This is a genomic window from Fibrobacter sp. UWB12, from assembly GCF_900142485.1.
In the GTDB taxonomy this organism is placed as follows: Bacteria; Fibrobacterota; Fibrobacteria; order Fibrobacterales; family Fibrobacteraceae; genus Fibrobacter.
The window spans coordinates 537,922-557,820 of record NZ_FRAZ01000002.1 but is presented as its reverse complement, the minus strand read 5'-3'; the positions used below and the strand labels follow the sequence as shown (position 1 = coordinate 557,820).

Here is a 19,899-nt window from a genome sequence, read left to right as displayed (position 1 = left end):
TGTTAGACTCCGGCGTCTTTCAGAATTTGTTTGGCTCTTGCTGTAATTTCGGCAGAAATCTCCAATTGCTTTTGGTGTTGCGGCTTGATGCGGGCATCGACAATCAATGGAGCCTTGCATTTCCAATGCTTGTTTTCGACAACTTCATCGAGACCGTAAATGTCTTGTGCCGGGTCAGAGCGCGTAAATGTAAGCCACAGAAAATCGCTTAATATGTTGTTTGTGCTAGCGGTGTTGTTTGCATTAATGGCGCCTTCGTCGACAATAGAAATCCAAGGATAGTTCTCGCGGAATTCCCAGTGGGCGAGGGTTGCTTTGAGCTCTCGGAAATTCTCGGCTTTGTCGAGAGTCGCGGGCGTCTCGTTGAATACCGGGCCTTCGATTATGAGCACACCGGGCATCACGATGGTCGCGTTCTTGAATCCTTGCGGGAGTGCAAGCGTTTGTAAATCGCTTGGATTGTTGCGGAGTTCGCGGCACTTGGCGCCTGCAGCTGCAATGACGATTTTTGAACCGTGGTTAAGGCTAGTGCCGGTGTAGTCGAGCGTGTCTATCGTTGTTGCAGTTTGGAAATGCAAATCGCGGTCGAAGTGGACACGTTCGAGAACGTGTCCGAAGAACGCAGGTACGTTGTTTACATCGAGGCGAGTATCATCTTCTTTTGCGGCGATTAGCAAATATTTGGTGAGGCTCGCCTGATTGAATCCGAGTAACGCATTCGCCGTTTTTAAAAGTTCCATCGGCTCGCGTTCTTCGGGGCTGGCGTACGGCCGGAACGCTTCTGAACCGAGCGCTAGGCAAAGCGGGTGTACGCCAGCGTCATCGACCGCGTGAATGCCGTAAACGCCAGGGAGCGAAGCGGGAACCATTGGCTTCGTGATTTCATGAATAAACTTGCCAAAGAGCGTATCTTCTTGAGGCGGGCGCCCGACGACCGTGAACGGGAAAATAGCATTCTTTTTGCAGAGGACTTTCTTGACTCTCATACATGGGAAATCGTGCTTGCCGGAGTAGTAGCCGATGTGGTCTCCAAATGGGCCTTCGGGCTTTAAACCAGGTTCGAGTTCTCCCAAAATACAAAAATCAGCATCGCTAGAGACAAGGTAACCATCAAGTTCAAAGTAACGGAAACGGCGGTTGCCAAGCATGCCTGCAAAGAGCAATTCCGAAAGGTTTTCGGGCATGGGCATTACAGCTGCAAACGTGTGCGATGGGGGCCCGCCGATAAAAATGCTCACCTTGAGCGGTCGGCCTTCTTCAATTGCTTTCTGGTGGTGCCTTGCAATATCGCGTTTGATTTGGTAATGCAGTCCGCACTCTTCGTTCGGAATGTATTCATTCCCTGAAATCTGGATGCGGTACATGCCCACATTCGTCTGCATGATGCTTGCATTTTCGCTCGGGCGTGTGGCGACTTGCGGGAGCGTGATGAACGCTCCGCCGTCTAGCGGCCAGCTGACCAGCTGTGGCAAGTCGCTCAGACTACATTCTTCAAAATCCTTGATGCTCCCGGAGCGCTTGGGCAAAGAATTTATCCCTGCAAATCCCGCCTTGAAAAGCGATCCTGGATGCTTTAATGCGTTTTTGAAAAAATCTACAGGATTAGCCTTGAAGTTGACGGCGGCTTTTGTCTGCTCAAAGCCGTTACGGAACAAAAAATTGAACCTTTCGTCGCTTCCGAAAATGTTACATGCGACGCGGAACTTGCTCCCTTTGACATGTTCAAAAAGCAGTGCAGGGCCACCCTGCCTAAAATTCTCCCTCGCGATTTCGGCCATTTCTAAATGCGGATCGACCTCGGCGTGAATACGTTTGAGCATTCCCGCTTTTTCCAAATCCAGCAGGGCCTGTTCGAGGGTCTTGTACATGATTTTATCCGGCTGTTGCGGATTGATCCAAAGCTTCGAAAGCTTGCGTCTTCTTCTTTGCTTCTACAAATGCGATTTGTTCACGAGCCATTTCTCTTGCGGAAATAGCGTAAACCATGCTTGCGCTTGCCATGACTATCGAGAATGTGTCTTCGGCAAAGTCTTTGCAACCCTGGAATGAGAGGTCATCAAAGCAAGTGGTAATTCCCTTGACGGAATCGAACTTGTGCTTTGCTGTAAAACCGCGGAACGGGCCTTCTCCAAGGCGTGCTGCAATTTCAATGACGTTGTTGGTCTTGCCTGCGTTGACCGCTCCAATGATGCCGGTCCAACTTAATTTTCTAAAGCCGGCAACAATCGTGTAGCGGATAAATTCGCCCGGTTCAATGCTCTTTGGCAATGTGTAATAGAGAACGGCGTTTTTCCCAACGGACAAGGACATTGGCGCGTAGCGCATGATATCAAGCGTATCCGAGAGCGTACCGTATTGCCAAGAAGTTTGACTGAATTGAACCATGACGTATAATGTAGTAAATTTTTTTGTTTTTATTTGCATTTCTGTAAATTTTAGGGTTTAATCTATTTTACCATTTTTTTAAATTGCGTTGAGCATGAATGAGTTAGATGTTGACAAAAGTTTTTTGAAGAAAAGTACCCTCTTTAATATTTTGGGTACGGTCCTGAAAATATGTGGCCCTCTTTTGACCATTATGTTAGCCCGAATCTTTGGAACGGGCGAGTTTGGGATATTCGTTTCGACTCAGGGCTTGTTGCTTACGATTGCGCGTGCATCGACTCTTGGCCTAGATATCGGGCTTCGTTGGTATTTGCCGCAAAATAAACTCCACAAAAGACCCGTTTATAATGGCATCATGGAATCGTTCTGGATTTCTGTTGCCGTATCATTGTTTGTTACGGTTGTCATTATTCTTGGCTCGTTCACATCGCTTATTTCGGATGAACTCCCGTATTACGCGATTTCCTTGGTGTTCTATTCGGGCATGTATGTGCTGAGTAGTTCTTCGGAAGGGAACCGTAAGCCGTGGATCTCTATTTTTATCAATGATTTTGTGATTGCAGTGATGGCGCCGCTCGTGTCGATTGTGCTCCATTACTTTGATATTCCGCATGCGCTCCCGTTTGGTCTCTTGTTCGGACAGGTCATTGGCTTTACTTTACATGCAAAAGCGGTACGCAAGCAGTTTAAAAATATGCCGATTGTCCCGCCGGGACTTGCTTCAAAAGAGCTGGTGTTGTACTCTGCGCCGCTTGGATTAACAGTCCTTGTCGGAAACTTGCTCCAGCGTTCGACTTTGTGGATGGTGCTGTTTTTCTTGGGCGCCGAGGCGTCTGGCGTTTATGCCTTGATGATGACTCTTGCAAATGGCTTGCAAACGATTCGAAATGGTTTCAATCCGATTATCACGCCTGTTGTTTCGGGCATGGATGAATCCCGCTTAAAGACGGATTTGAAACCCGTTTATTCTTATTGCGTGTCGATGGCAACGATGATTCAGGTGATTATCGGCTTTTTCATCGTACTTTTCCCCGAAGAAATCATGTCTATTGCGGGCAAGAGTTATGTGGTGCAGCCAATGGCGCTTGGTATTTTGCTGTTTTTCCAACTTGTGGTGACGTTCTTTGGCATGGTGAATACGGTGATTGACGGCATCGGCAAGAGCGTTGTCAATTTGAAGGCGAGCATTATCCAGCTTGTGACTTCTGTGGTGGCAGGCTTCGTTTTGATTCCGCATTTGGGACTTTTGGGCGCAGCACTTTCGATGCTTCTTTACGGAATCGTCTCGTCTGTTTATTGCAATGTTTATTTGCTCAAGAGAAAACTCCAGCCGTATTCAAGCAAGCTGTGGGCCGAAATCGTTTGGATGGTTTTATTGCTCGCACTCTACGTCTTGATTAACGCGCAAGTTGTAACACTTACGATGGTCGGAAAGATTGTCGTTTATGTGTGCGTGCTGCTTGCACTTGGTGCGCAGTTCTTGTTCTACAAGAGAAAATTCTAATTACAGCGAAGCGGTGAACAAGTAACCGAGAACGGTTTTGAGTGTTCCGGTGAAGTTTCGCCCGTAAATCGTCTTGGATGTTCTCCACACGTGGCACAAGTTCTTGATGCGGTAAGAAATTCTCGAATTTGTATGGAATTCGATAGCCTTGTGCAGAATTTCCTTAATAGTAGGATCTTTGCGGAGAATATCGTTGTGCGCCCACATGTACGATGCAAACTGGGCAAGACGATTCTTGCGGACTTCTCTAGAATGTCTTTTGTGCGTGACCTGAGAAGAGTGCTTGCGCCATTTTGTCACGACGGTATCGGTGTAGACAAATCGGTTTTCGCCAATGGCGTTTGCGGCAAGTGACCAGTCGTGGGCATATTCGTCGTTTTCGATAGGGAAGAATCGCTCGACTGCTTCACGGCTGATGAGTTGCGATGCGCCCTGATAAAGATTGAAGGCGTAGCACTGGTAAATAAAACGGTCTTTTTGCGAAGTTAGTCCATTGGACTGGTACGGCGTCGGAGAAAATTCATTGAGTGTGGAACCGTCTTCGCGGCAACGTACTGTGCGGCCTCCGCAAACGAGGTTGTTGCCGATAGCTTTGTGCAAAGTTTCGAGATGGTTCGGAAGCCACAAATCGTCTTGATCGCTGAATGCGACAAAATCGCCCTTGCAAAGCGATACGGCCTTATTGAAGTTCTCGCGATAACCTAAGTTCTTCTCGTTCCTGTAAACGCGGATTCTAGAATCCTTGCGGGCGTACTCGTCAAGGATTTGGGGCGTAGAGTCGGTTGATGCGTCATCGCAAATTACGATTTCGAAATCTTGCTCGGTTTGAGCCAAGATGGAATCTAGCTGTTCACGGATAAAAGTCTTGCCGTTATATGTTGCCATTGCTATAGAAATCATGATATAAATATAGATATTTGGAGTGTCTGCTAAGTAGTATTTTTTCTACATTAATTGCATGATTCCTAAGAAGCTACACTATATATGGCTTTCCAATGATCCGCTGCCGCAATTGCCGCAGTTGTGTATCGGCAGCTGGAAGCGTCATTGCCCCGATTACGAAATTGTCCATTGGGATATGGCAAAATGCCAAAAGATTATAGACTCGGTCCCGTTTGTGCGCGAGGCTGTTTCGCTTTCTAAGTGGGCGTTCGCGAGCGATTACATTCGCCTTTATGCCGTCTATAGCGAGGGCGGAATCTATTTGGATAGCGATGTTTACATGTACCAGAGCTTTGATCCGTTCCTGGACAATCGCTATTTCACGAATATTGAGTTTACATCGCACTTCAAGAAAAACAAGTCTTGGCAATACTTGAACGAGGACGGAACCAAGAAGGACCCGAACCAGATTGCGCTCCCGGGGCTTGCTTTGCAGGCGGCTATTTTCGGTGGCGAGGCCGGGCACCCGTTCCTTAAAAAGTGCATGGAATACTACGAAAACCAGAAGTTCATTTTGCCGAACGGTGAAATGAATATCCAGAATATTTCTCCGTTTGTTTACGCGCATACGGCACAGCAATTTGGTTTTGTTTATAAAAATGAATTGCAAAGAATTTCTGAAGGAATGACGATTTATCCGGGCGACGTGTTCTTGCCGAGCTTGAACGAATCGAAGACGAAACCTTTTGCGATTCACGTGACGAACGGTAGCTGGCGCCCGCTTTGGCAACGCATCAAGAACTTCCTCCGAAACGCACCGCGTGGCACGATGGAAAGCCGCCTTGCCGCATACGAAAACAAGAAACCGATTGAGCTTTAAGGATGACTATGCCTTCTGTGAAATATCTTTTTGTGTTGACGAGTTCCCCGAAGGACTTTTTCTGCGAACAGACGCTTGTGGCGATTGCTTCGTTGCGTGTCCATAACCCGAATGCGTTCGTGACGCTTTTGACGGACGACAAGACAGCTGAAACTCTGACGGGTCCGCGTGCGGTCTTGAAGGATGCTGTCGATGAACTCAAGGTATTGACGCTTGATGAAAAGTTCACACCGATGCTTCGTTCTCGTTACCTCAAGACGGTGATGCGCAACGTGGTCGATGGCGATTTCTTGTACATGGATTCGGACATCGCGATTGTCGATGACCTCTCGATTCCGGACGAATGGCGCGGTGGCATTTATGCCGTGCTCGACTTCCACACGAATCTCTCGAAGGCGATTAATCGCAAGAAGGTTTTGAACAACGCGAAGATGATGGGCTTTTCGCCGATTTTGAACGACGAGATTTTCAATGGGGGCGTGATGTTTGCCGCCGATACGCCGGAAGCCCGCGAGTTCTTCAAGACTTGGCACGAACTTTGGCTTTATTGCGTTTCCAAGAACTTCCCGTATGACATGGCTTCGCTTGCTGAAACCAATTACAAGTTTGGATACGTGACGAAGAAGATGGATGGTGGCTGGAACTGCCAGCTGGCTTATGGCAACCGATTCTTGCCGACGGCGAAGGTGTTGCACTTCTTTGGTTCGCGTATTATCGATACGCGTGGCCGCAAGGTGCCGGAATCGATGAACATCTTTTTGCCGAAGATTTTGCGCAAGGACTTTTATACGAACTTGAAGAACCTCCCTGTGACGGTGAATGCGGACAAGTCCATTCACATCAACGAGTATTACGATGACGTGATTGCACATGCGAAGGATGCGTTCATGTACCAGACGAATAAGGTGGGTGCTGCGGGAGCTTACATCATCCGCTCTTATGCGTTTGCAAAATCGCTTGCTTGGCTGTACAAGAAAACGCCATTCCTCGTAAAGCCTTTGGAAATCCTGGGCAAGCTTTTCTAGGGGGCGTTTATGAATTTGCTTTTTAATCTCGTGGCGGTGCAGCCGATTCACAGTGCAAAGTTTCACGGTGGCGGCTCTTATGGCGAAGTGATTTTCTGGGCGCTTGTGAAACGTAGCGCAAAGTTCAGTTGCGTTTACGATAGCCGCAAATACTTGTCGCCGGATATTCTTGAAGCTTGCGAAAAGTGCGATATTCCGCTTTTTGACATTGCCGAAAAAACGCCGCAACAGATTATCGACGAAAATGCGATTGACGCGTTCTACACGCCGCTTTATTCGCTCGAAGGCAAATGGCAAATTCAGGTAAAGCGTTTTGTATTCACGTGGCATGGCGTACGCGCTCTCGAAATGCAGTACAGCTGGCAAGGCGTTGGCTTTGCGAAAAAGTTTGCGCAAAAGATGGAAGCGCTTGTGCGTTACCGCGACAGTTGGAAAAAGTATTTCTATGCGCCTAAGTACCGCGATTTGGCGGCCCGCATTGCTGACGGTCGTGCCGAATGCATTACGGTGAGCGAACATAGCCGCGCTTCTATCAAGTCGTTCTTTCCGGAACTTCTGGACAAGGAAATCCCGGTTTTCTATAGCCCGATGCTGGATTACGAACCCGAAGGATTCTTGCCGCCGGGCGTAAAGTCAAAAAAATTCTTTTTGCTCACGAGCGGTGCTCGCTGGGAAAAAAACAACCTACGTGCGGTCAAGGCGTTCGATGAACTTGTAACAATGATGCGTTCGACAAATCACTTGTTCGACATGAAACTTGTGATTACAGGGGCAACGAACGTGAAGGTTTACCGCAAGCATATCCGCAACAAGGATGCGTTTGTGTTCCTCGGCTATGTAGAATCTAAGGAACTTGAATTCTTGCACAAGAACGCGTATGCGTTTATTTTCCCGAGCTTGAACGAAGGCTTTGGCTATCCGCCGGTGCAGTCGATGCGCTATGGCGTTCCTGTTGCGGCAAGCGGTACGACGTCTGTGCCCGAAGTCTGCGAAAATGCTGCACTTTATTTTGACCCTTATTCCGTGAGCGAAATCAAGAACCGCATGATTCAATTGCTGGACTCGGAAATTTATACGATGTACGCGGCTCGCGGTGTTGTACGTTACGGCGAAGTGCATAAACGCCAACAAGAAGACCTCGAAAAAGCCGTCGCGTTTGTCCTTGGTGAATAATTTTCGAGGATTGTCCCGCTTACATGTCATCCCGGATTAAGGTTGGTGAGCCTGTCGAACCATTCTGGGATTTCCATATACGTTTTGTCATCCTGGAGGGGTGAAACCCCGATAGGATCCATGCTTGCCCCATTCATACATTTTGTATGAGCATTTTTTGTAATTTATTCATATGATAAAGAAAATTTGTTTCTTGGTTGTTGTGTTTGCGTGTGCCGCTTGCGCTATATTTGTGACTGTTCCGAAACGAGCTTATCTTGAAGGCGGAACGGACCATTTCTATTTCAATGGCGAACAATGCCGAGTTTTAGCACATCCGCTTAACGAATATATCGCCAAACATTACGTGGAATGGCCTTTTAGACCGTGGATTCAAGAATGGTATTTCGCTCCGATGTATATGTATTATAGTCCTGAAAAAGGCGGTGGCTATTCTGCGTATTGGAGTATTCACGATTCTTCGCTTTATTTGGATAGTGTGCTCATAAAGTCGTATTCGCGTTCAATAGAACTTCCAAGAAAATTTTTCGAAGGAAAGGGAACGGACACTAGAATTGTTTCGGTAAGTATTCCTCCGCAAGAAATTGTTTTGAATACATCTGCCGAAAAACGGATTTTTAAACAGAAGAGCGAACCATTATTTGCAGATTTTGTCAGTGACACAATAGGTTTTGCGTGTGGTCCTAAAAAATTGTATGAAATTGTTGTCGATAAAGGGCGTGTTTCGTTGATTCGAGATACTTTGTTTTGGAAACGTTATTATGGCAATAATCTTCTTTATGGAGCCTTTGATCTTCAAGATTATGATGGAAAAACTCGATATGAAAAATTGCCCAAGATTTATCGAGAAAATGCAACTCCGTTTGCCGCTTATTACAAAGTTTTAGATAGCCTTCGTCAAGAGCTAGACGATAAAGGAAGTGAAAAAATTTTAAAAACATTCCGTGAAGATTCAAGATTTAAACGCTTTGAGGATTTCTTTGATATCAAAGCTGTAGTCGGTCGAACTCATTCTGAAGATGATGTTGAATATTCCGTTTATGTATCGCTGAAAGGAGAAACGCCTTTTAATGAACTTGTTTTGCGGCTCATCAAGTATGAAAATTTCTATGAAGATCCGATTGAATCAGTCAAGCTTTTCTTAAGAACTTTGATTGCGATTCGTAAAAATCCGACTTTTGAAAAATGGTTGCGATATAAAAATTCTTTGATGAATTACACAGAGCTTACTTTGGTTAATCATGATTCTTTGGGCTTCTTCCATCCTATTCCAAGAGATTCTGCTTGGAAAGATGTGGGGATGAGGGGTGAATATGTGAGTTCGCTGCAATATGGAGACCGCTATTATGAATTTGCTTTGAGCGATAGTGGTGATGTCCTTGTGACTAATGCTTGGGTGTCGGAAGGTGAAAATTTTTTCAATATAGAAGATGATAGGCCTTTTGTTAGAGGCTACAAACGTCAGGCGGAAATGTCTCAACGGAAAAATCATTTCTTCAATTACATTATCATCCGCAACGATGGGGCTGTAGAAATCGGGCCGGGATCGGAATGGTGGTAATATTTGGCGAGGGTGTTTTTGATGATAAAGAAAATTTGTTTTGTCGTTTGCTTATTACTTTTTTTGGATGTTTATGCTTGTAAAGCCCCTCAGCGTGGTAGTTCTTGTGCGGGTGTGAGGGTTAAGACTTGTTTAGGCATTCATGATAATATAGCTTGTGCTCGGCTTGATCCGAAATTTAAGGATTTTGAAAATTTTTTTGATATTGAAAAAGTAAGAACAGATAGACGGTTAGATGGTCATTGTGAAGATATTGGGAAAAGTTTTACTTTTGATGTAACGCCTAAAGCTAAAATACCGCTTGAAAGTATAATTTTTAGATTCTATATGGCATTTGCGGATAGCTCGTTTAGGGAATCTCCAATAGATGTAGTAGAATCTTTTAAGAAAATGGTGGCTACGATCCATAAAAATCCATCTTTCGAAAAATGGTTGGAAAGAAATGCTAGGGAGCGTGCTGAGAAAAAAGAGCCTGGTCAATCATTAGTTTATGAAAATATTGCAGTGATAAACAATCAAAAAGATATATATGTTCAGGATTATGGTTGGGAACCTATCGAAAATATTTGGAATAAAATAGGAATGTCTAGTAAATATATTGGTGCGTTAGCATTTTGTAAAACTCCAGATTTTTGTTCTAGAGTTGTACGTTGTGGATTTCCTAAATTTTTGTTGGGGGATAATGGGGACGTTTTCTTTCCCAAAAAATGGAATTTAAAAAAAGAAAATATATTAGATGTTTCTCAAAATGAAATTGCCAGTTACGCTAGCTTGAAACAATACGAGGATCCAAAAACTTCTAAAGGAATTTTATCATATATTGAAGATTTTCTGTGCAATCATTCTCTAGTCTCAGAAGACCGTTGTAAAGAATGGCGCTCAAAATATTATAAGTATTGTAACTACCTCATCATCCGCCACGACGGTTCAATTGAATACGGCCCGAAATCGAGGGATTTGTAAAACCCACATTTTCGTAAGCAAAAAATATGGCTGTTTGCGGGCTTGCCTGGCGGCTGAAATAAAAAATTTTCAGGTTTAGTCTTTGCAGATGGCGCAAGATTTCTATTTTTGTATGTGGAAAATCCTTTTCTATCCAGGAGTCTTATATGGGCGGCTTTTGTGGTGTTATTTCCAAAGAAGATTGCGTTTGCGATCTCTTTTACGGAACCGACTACCATTCTCACCTTGGCACTCACCGCGGCGGTATGGCTGTTTTGAAATCGGATGGTGTTTTCCATCGCTCGATTCACAACATCCAGAACACTCCGTTCCGCAGTAAGTTTGAACACGATTTAACACATTTTTCCGGCAAGATTGGCTTAGGCGTCATCTCTGACACAGACCCGCAGCCGCTCGTCATGACCTCCAAGCTGGGAACGTTCGCGATTGTGACTGTTGGCCTCATCACGAACATCGAAGATATTAAGAACGAACTTTTCCGCAACAACTGCATGCAGCTCCAGTTCTCAACGACGAGTGGCATGGTCGGTCCGACCGAAGTTGTCTCAGCGCTTATTGCTACGCAGGATTCAATTATTGACGGTCTCAAGTACGTTCAGGATAAGGTAAAGGGAAGTTGCTCCGTGCTGATTATGGATAGCGCGGGGCGTTTTTATGCGTGCCGCGACAAGTGGGGCCGTACAGCAATCATCCTTGGTAAGAAGGATGGCGCTATGATTGCCTTGCAAGAAAGCTGTGCACTCCCGAACCTTGGTTACGAATACGTCCGTGATCTTGGTCCGGGCGAAGTGGTTGAGCTCACGCCGGATGGCGAAACTGTGCTTGTCCCGCCGCGCAAGAAGATGGCAATTTGTTCGTTCCTCTGGGTGTATTACGGTTACCCGGCATCGAGCTACGAAGGACGTAATGTTGAAATGACTCGCTATCGTTGCGGTTCCGCTCTTGCGAAGCGCACCCCGACTGAAGCCGATGCCGCTTGCGGTATTCCGGATTCCGGCACGTCTCACGCTTTGGGCTATGCTCATGAAGCAGGCATCAAGTTTGCACGCCCGTTCGTGAAGTACACTCCGACTTGGGCACGTTCCTTTATGCCGCAGGACCAGCGCCAGCGTGAACATGTCGCCTCGATGAAGCTCATCCCGATTCCGGGTCTCATCAAGGACCGTCGCCTCGTTTTCTGCGATGACTCCATCGTTCGCGGAACGCAGCTCGGTAAGCAAGCCCAGAAACTTTATTCGATGGGTTGCAAGGAAACGCACATGCGTATCGCTTGCCCGCCGCTCGTTTATCCTTGCAAGTTCATCAACTTCTCTCGATCCAAGAATGAATACGACCTCATCACGCGCCGTTACATTCGCGACCAGGAAGGTGAAAACGCCGATCTCGACAAGTACACCGATCCGAATGGCCAGCCGTACAAGGACATGGTCGAATACATCCGCAAGAAGCTGAACCTCACGTCGCTTGCGTTCCAGCGCATTGACGACTTGATCCAGGCTATCGGCCTCCCGGAAGAAGACCTTTGCACCTACTGCTGGACTGGCAAGGACTACGCCGAAACGGGTGACTGCTATCATTGCCCGTGCCATTGCCACGACAAGGAAAAGGATAAGGAATAATCCTTCGTTTCGTCATGGGGCTTGCCCCATCCAGTAACATTATTACATTAACTGGATTCTTCAAGGCTTCGCCTTTCAGAATGACTGTAGAAAATTGAAAATCCGACCTCATGCGAGGCCGGATTTCTTTTTCTACATAAGGAGCTATCTATGAATTTTGTTACGGAAGAACATTAGCGTTTGGTGCGCATGTTCCGCCATTGAACGGACCGACGGCTTGAATGTTGAAGTCGTATTCACCCGGATGAGCCTGAATCTTGAATTTGATATTTGCAAGATGCTTGGCGGCTTGTTCACCGGTCAGTTGCAAATCACCCTTGTACCAAGACGGCTGCTTGAAGTTTGACCACGGAATAAACTTCGTAACGCCCACTGTGCTCTTGGGGAGAGCTACTGCAGGTTGTGCGTAACCAATTGCTGCGTCCAAAGCTTCGCCAAGGCCCATTTCGAGAGTCGGGGCTGCGGTGGACGTGTAGGAGATGCAGATGCCGCCAATAGAAGATGCGTCGACGATATCGGCTTCGCCGTTTTTGGTTTCACCGGCCAAGTTAAAGCCTACACCTACATACGGATTGTAAGTCAGGACGCCCTTGTCGAGAACAGCTGTTCCGCAAAGACCATTGCAATGTTCAATGATGGGATCCAGTGCGTCATCGCTGTATTCGTTACCTTGGGGAACTGGCCAAACGATGCGGGATTGTCCGCCATCAACGTCATCGCCATAGCTAAACCAATAACCCGAAGTCAATGAGCCATTGTCGTATCCGGTGTTTATTTGTGCGTAACCTTGATATCCGAACCATGTTTCAAAGTTGTTTTCCGGAGCAGGTCCCGGCGGAATTGTATCAGGCGGGTCGATGACAATTGGATCTACAGGGCCAATAATATCGAGATTGGCCGGAACGCCTGTGCAAGCTCCATTCTTGCCAATTTCCGTAATGTTGAATCGGTAATCGCCCATAGAAGCTTGAAGCTTGAAGCGGAGTGCAACGAGTCTCTTTGCGCCTTCTGTGCCAGAAATCTTATAGTCGCCTTTGTACCAGCTGGGCTGCTTGAAGTTTGACCAAGAGAAGGTCTTTGTCGTACCTGCAAGACTCTTCGGTATTGTTACGGCCGGATTTGCATAGCCGATTCGGCTGTTTGTTGCATCATCGAAAATCATTTCGATTGACATGATGGCTTCTGATGCGTACGATATGCAGACGCCGTCCATGTCAGAAACATCTGCAGCGACGATATTGCCTCTTGAGTCTTCACCTGCTAAGTTGAAGGCTACACCGGCAAACGGATTGTATGTCATTGTTCCTTTGTTCAACGATGCTGTACCGCAAAGACCCTTACAGTAATCGACAATGGGCTGCAATGAACCGGAATCGTATTCATCTCCTTCAGGAACCGGCCAAACGACTCTGGACATTCCGCCATCGACATCGTCAGCGAATGAATACCAGTAACCGGCAGTTTCTGTGTCGGTGCTATGGCCTGTTTCGATTCTTTGATAACCATCTGGTCCGCGCCAGGTTTGGAATGCGGATGGCTGGTTGAAAGAAGATGTCGGCAAAATGGCGCTGGATGATGCCGGTACAAAATGACTGGATGAACTTATCTGTACGTGCGGATCGCCTGGATTGGGGTCTGCCGGAATGAGGTCGTGGATGAGATCGCATGCCGTGAACAGCGTTGAAACTGCGGCTACGCCCAAAATCGAAGCTTTAGGGAATTTCTTGGCTCTTTTCATCAGATTATCCTCCTGTTTGATCGTCTGATGCAAAGAATATATATAACCTAGAACATGAGTGTTATAGGCTGTTAGTTTGTATGATTATTTTGTATGAAATTTGCGCTTCTTTATTATACTACACTTTGTTTCATATAATACAAAATTTTGATAAAAGTGCTTTATAATACACATATGGGGTGTATAAAATACGATTATTATATTTTTGTGTTAAAAATATTACGACACTAATGACGTGAGGTCTGTTTTTTGTACTTTTCGTAATCCGAAACGTTATCGTCGTTGGTGTAATTGCTTGGCTGTTGGCTGCTTGAACTAAATGTTTTCTTGCTGCTTGAGCTAGAGGCAAATGGCGAGATATCCCATCGTGCGGCGTTCTTTTTGCGTTGGATTCTCTTATCTCGTGCGCTAAGGTATTCGTTGATAGGCACAATTACATCGGCTTCTAGGAAGGATTCTGGACATTTCTTGTATTTTTCGTCGTTGTCTTTGTCAAGAACCGAAAGAATGAATGGAACTTCTCTATAGCCATATTCTTTTGAACCATAAATTACAGAATCTCGCCTTGCAGAGATGACCATCAAATTGCATCTGTGGTCCAGATTATGCTTGAATGTGCATTTATCCGTGAAAGAACATACAATGCCTTCGTTTACGTAAAAATCGTATTTTTCGCCATCGGATGCTTCAATCGTTATAGTTTGCTCGTGATCGGTAAGCATGATTGCAAGCATTGTTACGCAACCTGTTAAGGGTGCGGTCAACGCAATTACGAATAAAAGGCATAGTATTCTTTTGATGGAACTCATATCATCCGCAATATACTAAATCACTATTATGAAAAAATAAAACCGACCCAGTTTGCTGACGGGATCGGCTTTTTTTCTGATGAATGGTTGTATATTACGGATAGCAATAGCCTCTGTTGTACGGGCCGATAGACATGATGTTGAATTTGCCTGCAGAACCACTTTTACCGTGCGCTAGGAAATGAACTGCGGCTAGTGATTTTGCGGCTTCTGCTCCTGTAATCTTTTTGTCTCCATCATACCATGAGGGCTGCTGGAATTGCGACCATTTCACGTACACCGTGTTGACTTCTTTGCTTGCGGGAATCGAAACGATTGGCAATGCGTAATTCAGTTCTTCGTCTTTTTTATCGCCGAGTCCCATTTGTATATACATGTCATTGTCGGATGTGTACGAAACGCAAACCCCGCCCATGTTTGTTGCATCTACTGTTGTCAGGTAAGCTTTGTTGTTTGCGGGGTCGGTTGCTTCTCCCGCTATAATGATGCCTATTCCTGCAAATGGGTCTTTTTCATCGGGGAATTGGAATTTATCAAGATTGTATTCCGCGCAAATTCCCTTACATTCTTCTATAAGCTCCATTCTCCAACTGTCAAAGGAGTCCTCGCTGAAGTTGTCATAAGGTGGGTCTATCGGCCAGGTTATTGATGAAGCGCCATTTTGCTGGTCATCGAAAATGCTGAACCATATACCCGATGTTTTACTCCCGTTGTCGTAACCGGTTTTGATTTCGAAATCTCTAGAACCATGCCAAGTTTGGAATGGACTTTTAGAGAGCTGTGCAACGGAATCTACGTTGGCGACTGTTCTGCATGTTCCGTAACGACCTATGGACATGATGTTGAAGTGATTGGATGCATCTTGACTGCCCTTTAATGTGAACATGAGCGAGACTAGACTCTTTGCGGCGTCTTCACCGGATATCCTCATGTTGCCCGTTCCGTCTTGCTTGAAATCCTTCCAAGTGAAATCTTTCATGACGGGGGTGGATGCTTGGGGAAGCGTGGCGCGAGGAAAATCGGGGGCGAGATATTTATTCGAAACATCGTCTATGTGCATTTCGAGATAAACCTCTGTGTCGGAGGTGTATACAACGCAGAGTCCTTCTAGTTCAGAAATGTCGGTGACGATACGTTTATTTTGTTCGTCAACACCGGCAACGTTAAATCCGATACCCGCGTATAGATTGTTTACTTGGTCTCGCTTTACGAGCGTTTGTGTTACGCAAATGCCGCCGCATTGCTCAATCATATCTGCAAAGCAATCGTCAGCGAAGGTGCAATCTCTGTTGTCGAAGCCTTCCCAAGTGATCTTGGAGCATTCCGTTTGATATTCCGTGTCGGATTCATCAAACCAATAACCGGATGTCTCGAAACCTGCATCGAAACCGGTGTTGACTCGTGATTCTCTGTCTCTGCGTGCGCACCACATGTCTCCGCAAATGGCCTCTTTGGACTGTGTGATGGGCGATTGCTCGCTAGAGCTCGATTGCGTAGAGCTTGATCGCGGAATTTGCGAACTAGAGAGAGCATCGCTGCTTGACGAAACCGTAATGTTGCTAGAAGAACCTGTTGTAGCATCGGAACTGGAAGATGCTAAAATGTCGCTGCTGGACGAACTTGATTCAAATGAGGGCGGTGGGGCAACCGTATCGGAGTCACCGCAAGCGACAAAAGTTGCGGATGCAGCGATGACTGCTAATACATACAGTTTGAGAATTTTTTTCGTGTAATGCATAACTATCCTCCAATAACATTTAGATAATATATGTAATTTGGGGCGGAAAAGTGAAGTGTTTTTGCTTCAGGAAAATTATTTTGTCTATATAATACGTTCGGAGCTTTTATAATACGGAATGCATGGGCGAGGGGGGGGGCAAAAAAACAGGCGCTCCATGCGGAGTGCCTGTTTTGAAATGGATTGCCGCGGTTCCTTGCGGAACCTCGCAACGACGTGAACTACTTCAGCTCTTTAAGTGCTGCTTCGTTTTTGGCGATGATGGGCACTTTCGCTTCGCTCAAGTGCCAAATGCTGGCCTCGGTCATGTGCAAATGAATTTGCACGCGACTCTCGGCCTACGCATTTGTCTTGCTGAGAAATTATCGCAGATCCTTCAGGGCTGCTTCGTCCTTGGCGATAATTTCTCTTTGAGTAGCGAGCTTGGTGCGTTCGGCGTTCACGACAGCTTCCGGAGCTCCGTTGACGAACTTCTCATTAGAGAGCTTCTTTTCGATGCTGGCAGCGAATGCCTTTGCCTTTTCGATTTCCTTTTCGAGGCGTGCGATTTCTGCGGCCGGGTCAAGGATACCTTCGAGCGGGATGTAGAGTTCGCCTCCCGGCACCACGGAGCTTGCGCTGAACTTCGGCTTTGCGGCCTTCACGGCTACAGAGAACGATTCAAGTCCACCGAGTTCGGTGATGATGGCCTGGCAGTCCTTCACGCTTGCTTCGGTTTCTGCGGTATCGACGCTCACGACAGCCTTGAGCTTGGTAGCCGGGCTTACGTTGTAGCGACCGCGCACGCCACGCACGCTTTCCACGACGGCGAATGCCTGGTTGAAAGCGGCTTCGATCTTGGCGTCGATGAGGCTTGTGTCAGCCTTCGGCCATGCGCTGTTGATCACGCGTTCAGAACCAGGGAAGAGCGTTGCGTTCAGTTCTTCCGTGATGAACGGCATCACCGGATGCAACAGGTCAATCACGCCACGGAGCACGTGGCTGAGGATTGCCATAGCGTTCTTCTTTTCGGCGGTGAGCGTTTCGCTGTTGATCACGGCCTTCTTGATTTCCAAGTAGCTAGAGCAGACATCGTCCCAGACAAAGCGGTAGAGGAAGCCGGCGAGTTCAGCAAAGTGGAACTCTTCGAGCATCTTCGTTGCGTCCTGGATGGTGGAGTTCAAGCGAGAGAGAATCCAGCGGTCTTCGAGAGCGAAGATCGAAGAATCCATCGGGAGCATGTCCTTGGAAAGAGCGCCAGCCTGTTCCAAGTGCGGGAACAAGAAGCGGCAAGCGTTCCAGAGCTTGTTCGAGAAATTACGACCAATTTCGAACTTTTCGCTCGTGTTGATGACAGAACCATCTTCCTGCTTTTCCTTCTTCACCGGGAGACGAACGTCCTGGTTGTCGGTGCAGAGGCTTGCCATCACGAAGCGGAGAGCGTCCGTGCCGTACTTCTTTTCGATATCCATCGGGTCCACGCCATTGCCCTTGGACTTGCTCATGGTCATGCCATTGCCGTCCAAAATCTTCGGGTGGATGTACACCGTGTGGAACGGAACCGTGCCCATGTTTTCCTGGCTGAAGAGCACCATGCGGGCGACCCAGAGCGTAATGATGTCGCGGCTCGTCACGAGCACAGAAGTCGGGTAGTACTTCTTGAGCGTGTCCGTCTGTTCCGGCCAGCCCATCGTGGAGTGCGGCCAGAGACCACTGGAGAACCACGTGTCGAGCACGTCTTCTTCCTGCACAATCTTGTGACCGGCAACAGCGTCTTCGGAGAGGTTTTCTTCTTCGGAGCAGATGAGCCAGATGCCGTTCTGAGCCTTGTAATAGTAAATGTCGTTACGGCCTGCGAAAGCCTTGCTCAAGTCCTCTTCGGTCGTCGTTTCGTCGGCGTGCCAAATAGGAATGCGGTGGCCCCACCAGAGCTGACGGCTGATGCACCAGTCGCGCTTTTCCTTGAGCCAGTCGAGGTACTTGTTTGCATAGCGTTCCGGAATGATCTTGATTTCGCCGCTCGTGACAGCCTTCATGGCGTTGTCGGCGAGGACGTCCATCTTCACGAACCACTGGTCGCTCAAGTACGGTTCAATCACTGTCTTGGAACGGTCGGAATGACCCACCTGCATTTCGTGGTCTTCGACCTTGATGAGGAGGCCGAGATCTTCGAGACCCTTCACCACGGCGTCGCGTGCGGCCTGACCCTTCATGCCCTGGAACGGACCGGCGTTTTCGTTGAGGCTGCCGTCGTCGTTCATGATGTTGATCATCGGGAGCTTGTGGCGGAGGCCCGTAGCGTAGTCGTTCGGGTCATGTGCCGGAGTCACCTTCACGGAACCCGTACCGAATTCCATATCGACGAGGATTGCGTCTGCAATCACCGGAATTTCGCGGTTCACGAACGGAACCTTGAGCATCTTGCCGATGAACTGCTTGTAGCGTTCGTCGTTCGGGTGCACAGCGAGAGCCGTATCGCCCATGATCGTTTCCGGACGAGTCGTCGAAACCGGGATGAATCCCGAACCGTCGGCGAGAGGATACTTGAACGTCCAGAAGTGACCCTTCACAGTTTCGTAATAAATTTCATCGTCTGCCACAGCCGTCTGGAGCTTGGTGTCCCAGTTCACGAGACGCTTGCCGCGGTAGATAAGACCCTTCTTGAAAAGGTTGAAGAATGCGTGGCGGACAGCCTTTGCGCAAACCGGGTCGAGCGTGAAGCGCTGACGGCTCCAGTCGCAGCTGACGCCGAGGCTCTTGAGCTGCTTCGTGATGCGGGCTTCGTATTCGTCCTTCCACTTCCAAATGCGTTCCACGAGGGCGTCGCGGCCAATGTCGTGGCGTGTCTTGTGTTCGTCCTGGAAAAGTCTCTTTTCGACGACAGCCTGCGTGGCAATGCCGGCGTGGTCCGTGCCCGGAATCCAGAGCGTGTCGCGACCAGTCTTACGGCGATAGCGGACGAGAATGTCCTGCAACGTGTCGTTCAGAGCGTGGCCGAGGTGCAGAGCACCCGTAACGTTCGGAGGCGGAATGACGACGGAGAACGGTTCACCCTTTCCGCTCGGGGCAAAATCATTATTCTTGTTCCATTGGTCGTGCCAACGGTCTTCTACAATTTTCGGGTTGTAACGTGTTTCCATTTCCATAATGCGCCAAATTTAGAAATTTTGCGTAGGGCGAGTGAAGTGGGTTTGCTTGCAAAACCATTTTTGAGCTCAGCCAAAAGCGCTCGAAGAGCGCCAAAGGCGAATGCCGCGGCAAAAGTGTGCAAGGCGAGAATGCGCAAAAACTTGTTTTTGCATTTGCGAGCCGTAGCCACTGACGTCGTAGACGTCAAAGCAACTTGTTGATTTGACATGGCTGAGCCGTGCTAAATGCGTGCAAATCGAGTGTTGCAAAATCAAGTTAACTTGATTTTGTGACCGAGATGCCGCCGCATGAGATCGAAGTTGTCCAAACCGCTCCAAAGGAGCTGCAATTTGGTAAAATACACTGATTGTCATTCCCGACTTGATCGGGAATCTCCTGTCATTTGCGATAAGTCGGAAAATTTCTAAAAAAGTTGAAAAATGGGCAAATGGGGATTTGAAGCATCTTCTAAGAAAAACCTTGTTCAGTGAATGCGTAGGGAGCGTAAACACGC

Annotated in this window: 14 protein-coding genes; 7 read left to right on the top strand and 7 right to left on the bottom strand. The window is 47.3% G+C overall.

Annotated features, from left to right (window positions below; all coding sequences use genetic code 11):
• Window positions 1-2: 2 nt before the first annotated feature.
• Together BUA34_RS04880 and BUA34_RS04875 are read right to left on the bottom strand one after the other, a co-directional pair.
• A complete protein-coding gene (locus BUA34_RS04880) occupies window positions 3-1,868 on the bottom strand; it encodes a UbiD family decarboxylase (protein WP_072827606.1) in 1,866 nt (621 codons plus the stop codon).
• Window positions 1,869-1,872: 4 nt separating this feature from the next.
• Complete coding sequence (locus BUA34_RS04875; RefSeq protein ID WP_072827605.1) at window positions 1,873-2,385, bottom strand: hypothetical protein; 513 nt, start codon at window positions 2,383-2,385, stop codon at window positions 1,873-1,875.
• A 193-nt stretch (window positions 2,386-2,578) separates the two neighbouring features.
• Between BUA34_RS04875 and BUA34_RS04870 the strand changes: the two genes are divergently transcribed.
• Complete coding sequence (locus tag BUA34_RS04870) at window positions 2,579-3,889, top strand: oligosaccharide flippase family protein (RefSeq protein ID WP_254794331.1); 1,311 nt, start codon at window positions 2,579-2,581, stop codon at window positions 3,887-3,889.
• Here BUA34_RS04870 and BUA34_RS04865 read toward each other — a convergent pair whose 3' ends face one another.
• Window positions 3,890-4,789 (bottom strand): glycosyltransferase, encoded by a 900-nt coding sequence (locus BUA34_RS04865; protein WP_072827603.1) that lies wholly within the window; start codon window positions 4,787-4,789, stop codon window positions 3,890-3,892.
• Between the two features lie 58 nt (window positions 4,790-4,847).
• On the opposite strand from BUA34_RS04865, the gene BUA34_RS04860 reads away from it, so the two are divergent.
• The 6 genes from BUA34_RS04860 (at window position 4,848) to BUA34_RS04835 (ending at window position 11,992) form a co-directional block, all read left to right on the top strand.
• Window positions 4,848-5,651 carry a glycosyltransferase family 32 protein gene (locus BUA34_RS04860; RefSeq protein ID WP_072827602.1) on the top strand — a complete coding sequence of 268 codons (804 nt, stop codon included), beginning with the start codon at window positions 4,848-4,850 and terminating at the stop codon, window positions 5,649-5,651.
• Between the two features lie 8 nt (window positions 5,652-5,659).
• On the top strand, window positions 5,660-6,676 hold the full coding sequence (locus BUA34_RS04855; RefSeq protein WP_254794330.1) for a glycosyltransferase family protein: 1,017 nt from the start codon (window positions 5,660-5,662) through the stop codon (window positions 6,674-6,676).
• Window positions 6,677-6,685: 9 nt separating this feature from the next.
• A complete protein-coding gene (locus BUA34_RS04850; RefSeq protein ID WP_072827600.1) occupies window positions 6,686-7,849 on the top strand; it encodes a glycosyltransferase in 1,164 nt (387 codons plus the stop codon).
• Window positions 7,850-8,021: 172 nt separating this feature from the next.
• Window positions 8,022-9,410 (top strand): hypothetical protein, encoded by a 1,389-nt coding sequence (locus BUA34_RS04845; protein WP_072827599.1) that lies wholly within the window; start codon window positions 8,022-8,024, stop codon window positions 9,408-9,410.
• Window positions 9,411-9,431: 21 nt separating this feature from the next.
• On the top strand, window positions 9,432-10,373 hold the full coding sequence (locus BUA34_RS04840; protein ID WP_072827598.1) for a hypothetical protein: 942 nt from the start codon (window positions 9,432-9,434) through the stop codon (window positions 10,371-10,373).
• Window positions 10,374-10,519: 146 nt separating this feature from the next.
• Complete coding sequence (locus tag BUA34_RS04835) at window positions 10,520-11,992, top strand: amidophosphoribosyltransferase (protein ID WP_072827597.1); 1,473 nt, start codon at window positions 10,520-10,522, stop codon at window positions 11,990-11,992.
• A gap of 160 nt (window positions 11,993-12,152) precedes the next feature.
• On the opposite strand, the gene BUA34_RS04830 is transcribed toward BUA34_RS04835, so the two are convergent.
• The 4 genes from BUA34_RS04830 to BUA34_RS04815 form a co-directional block, all read right to left on the bottom strand.
• A complete protein-coding gene (locus BUA34_RS04830) occupies window positions 12,153-13,730 on the bottom strand; it encodes a hypothetical protein (protein ID WP_072827596.1) in 1,578 nt (525 codons plus the stop codon).
• A 227-nt stretch (window positions 13,731-13,957) separates the two neighbouring features.
• Complete coding sequence (locus tag BUA34_RS04825) at window positions 13,958-14,464, bottom strand: hypothetical protein (protein ID WP_072827595.1); 507 nt, start codon at window positions 14,462-14,464, stop codon at window positions 13,958-13,960.
• 169 nt (window positions 14,465-14,633) lie between these two features.
• Entirely contained in the window at window positions 14,634-16,277 is a 1,644-nt protein-coding gene (locus BUA34_RS04820; RefSeq protein ID WP_072827594.1) for a hypothetical protein, read from the bottom strand.
• A gap of 362 nt (window positions 16,278-16,639) precedes the next feature.
• Entirely contained in the window at window positions 16,640-19,396 is a 2,757-nt protein-coding gene (locus BUA34_RS04815) for a valine--tRNA ligase (protein WP_254794329.1), read from the bottom strand.
• Between the last annotated feature and the right edge of the window lie 503 nt (window positions 19,397-19,899).

Excerpts from the sequence above, each read along its gene's own strand:
- BUA34_RS04880 (WP_072827606.1), bottom strand. The coding sequence starts at position 1,868 with ATGTACAAGACCCTCGAACAGGCCCTGCTGGATTTGGAAAAAGCGGGA.
- BUA34_RS04875 (WP_072827605.1), bottom strand. The coding sequence starts at position 2,385 with ATGGTTCAATTCAGTCAAACTTCTTGGCAATACGGTACGCTCTCGGAT.
- BUA34_RS04870 (WP_254794331.1), top strand. The coding sequence starts at position 2,579 with ATGTTAGCCCGAATCTTTGGAACGGGCGAGTTTGGGATATTCGTTTCG.
- BUA34_RS04865 (WP_072827603.1), bottom strand. The coding sequence starts at position 4,789 with ATGATTTCTATAGCAATGGCAACATATAACGGCAAGACTTTTATCCGT.
- BUA34_RS04860 (WP_072827602.1), top strand. The coding sequence starts at position 4,848 with ATGATTCCTAAGAAGCTACACTATATATGGCTTTCCAATGATCCGCTG.
- BUA34_RS04855 (WP_254794330.1), top strand. The coding sequence starts at position 5,660 with ATGCCTTCTGTGAAATATCTTTTTGTGTTGACGAGTTCCCCGAAGGAC.
- BUA34_RS04850 (WP_072827600.1), top strand. The coding sequence starts at position 6,686 with ATGAATTTGCTTTTTAATCTCGTGGCGGTGCAGCCGATTCACAGTGCA.
- BUA34_RS04845 (WP_072827599.1), top strand. The coding sequence starts at position 8,022 with ATGATAAAGAAAATTTGTTTCTTGGTTGTTGTGTTTGCGTGTGCCGCT.
- BUA34_RS04840 (WP_072827598.1), top strand. The coding sequence starts at position 9,432 with ATGATAAAGAAAATTTGTTTTGTCGTTTGCTTATTACTTTTTTTGGAT.
- BUA34_RS04835 (WP_072827597.1), top strand. The coding sequence starts at position 10,520 with ATGGGCGGCTTTTGTGGTGTTATTTCCAAAGAAGATTGCGTTTGCGAT.
- BUA34_RS04830 (WP_072827596.1), bottom strand. The coding sequence starts at position 13,730 with ATGAAAAGAGCCAAGAAATTCCCTAAAGCTTCGATTTTGGGCGTAGCC.
- BUA34_RS04825 (WP_072827595.1), bottom strand. The coding sequence starts at position 14,464 with ATGCTTGCAATCATGCTTACCGATCACGAGCAAACTATAACGATTGAA.
- BUA34_RS04820 (WP_072827594.1), bottom strand. The coding sequence starts at position 16,277 with ATGCATTACACGAAAAAAATTCTCAAACTGTATGTATTAGCAGTCATC.
- BUA34_RS04815 (WP_254794329.1), bottom strand. The coding sequence starts at position 19,396 with ATGGAAACACGTTACAACCCGAAAATTGTAGAAGACCGTTGGCACGAC.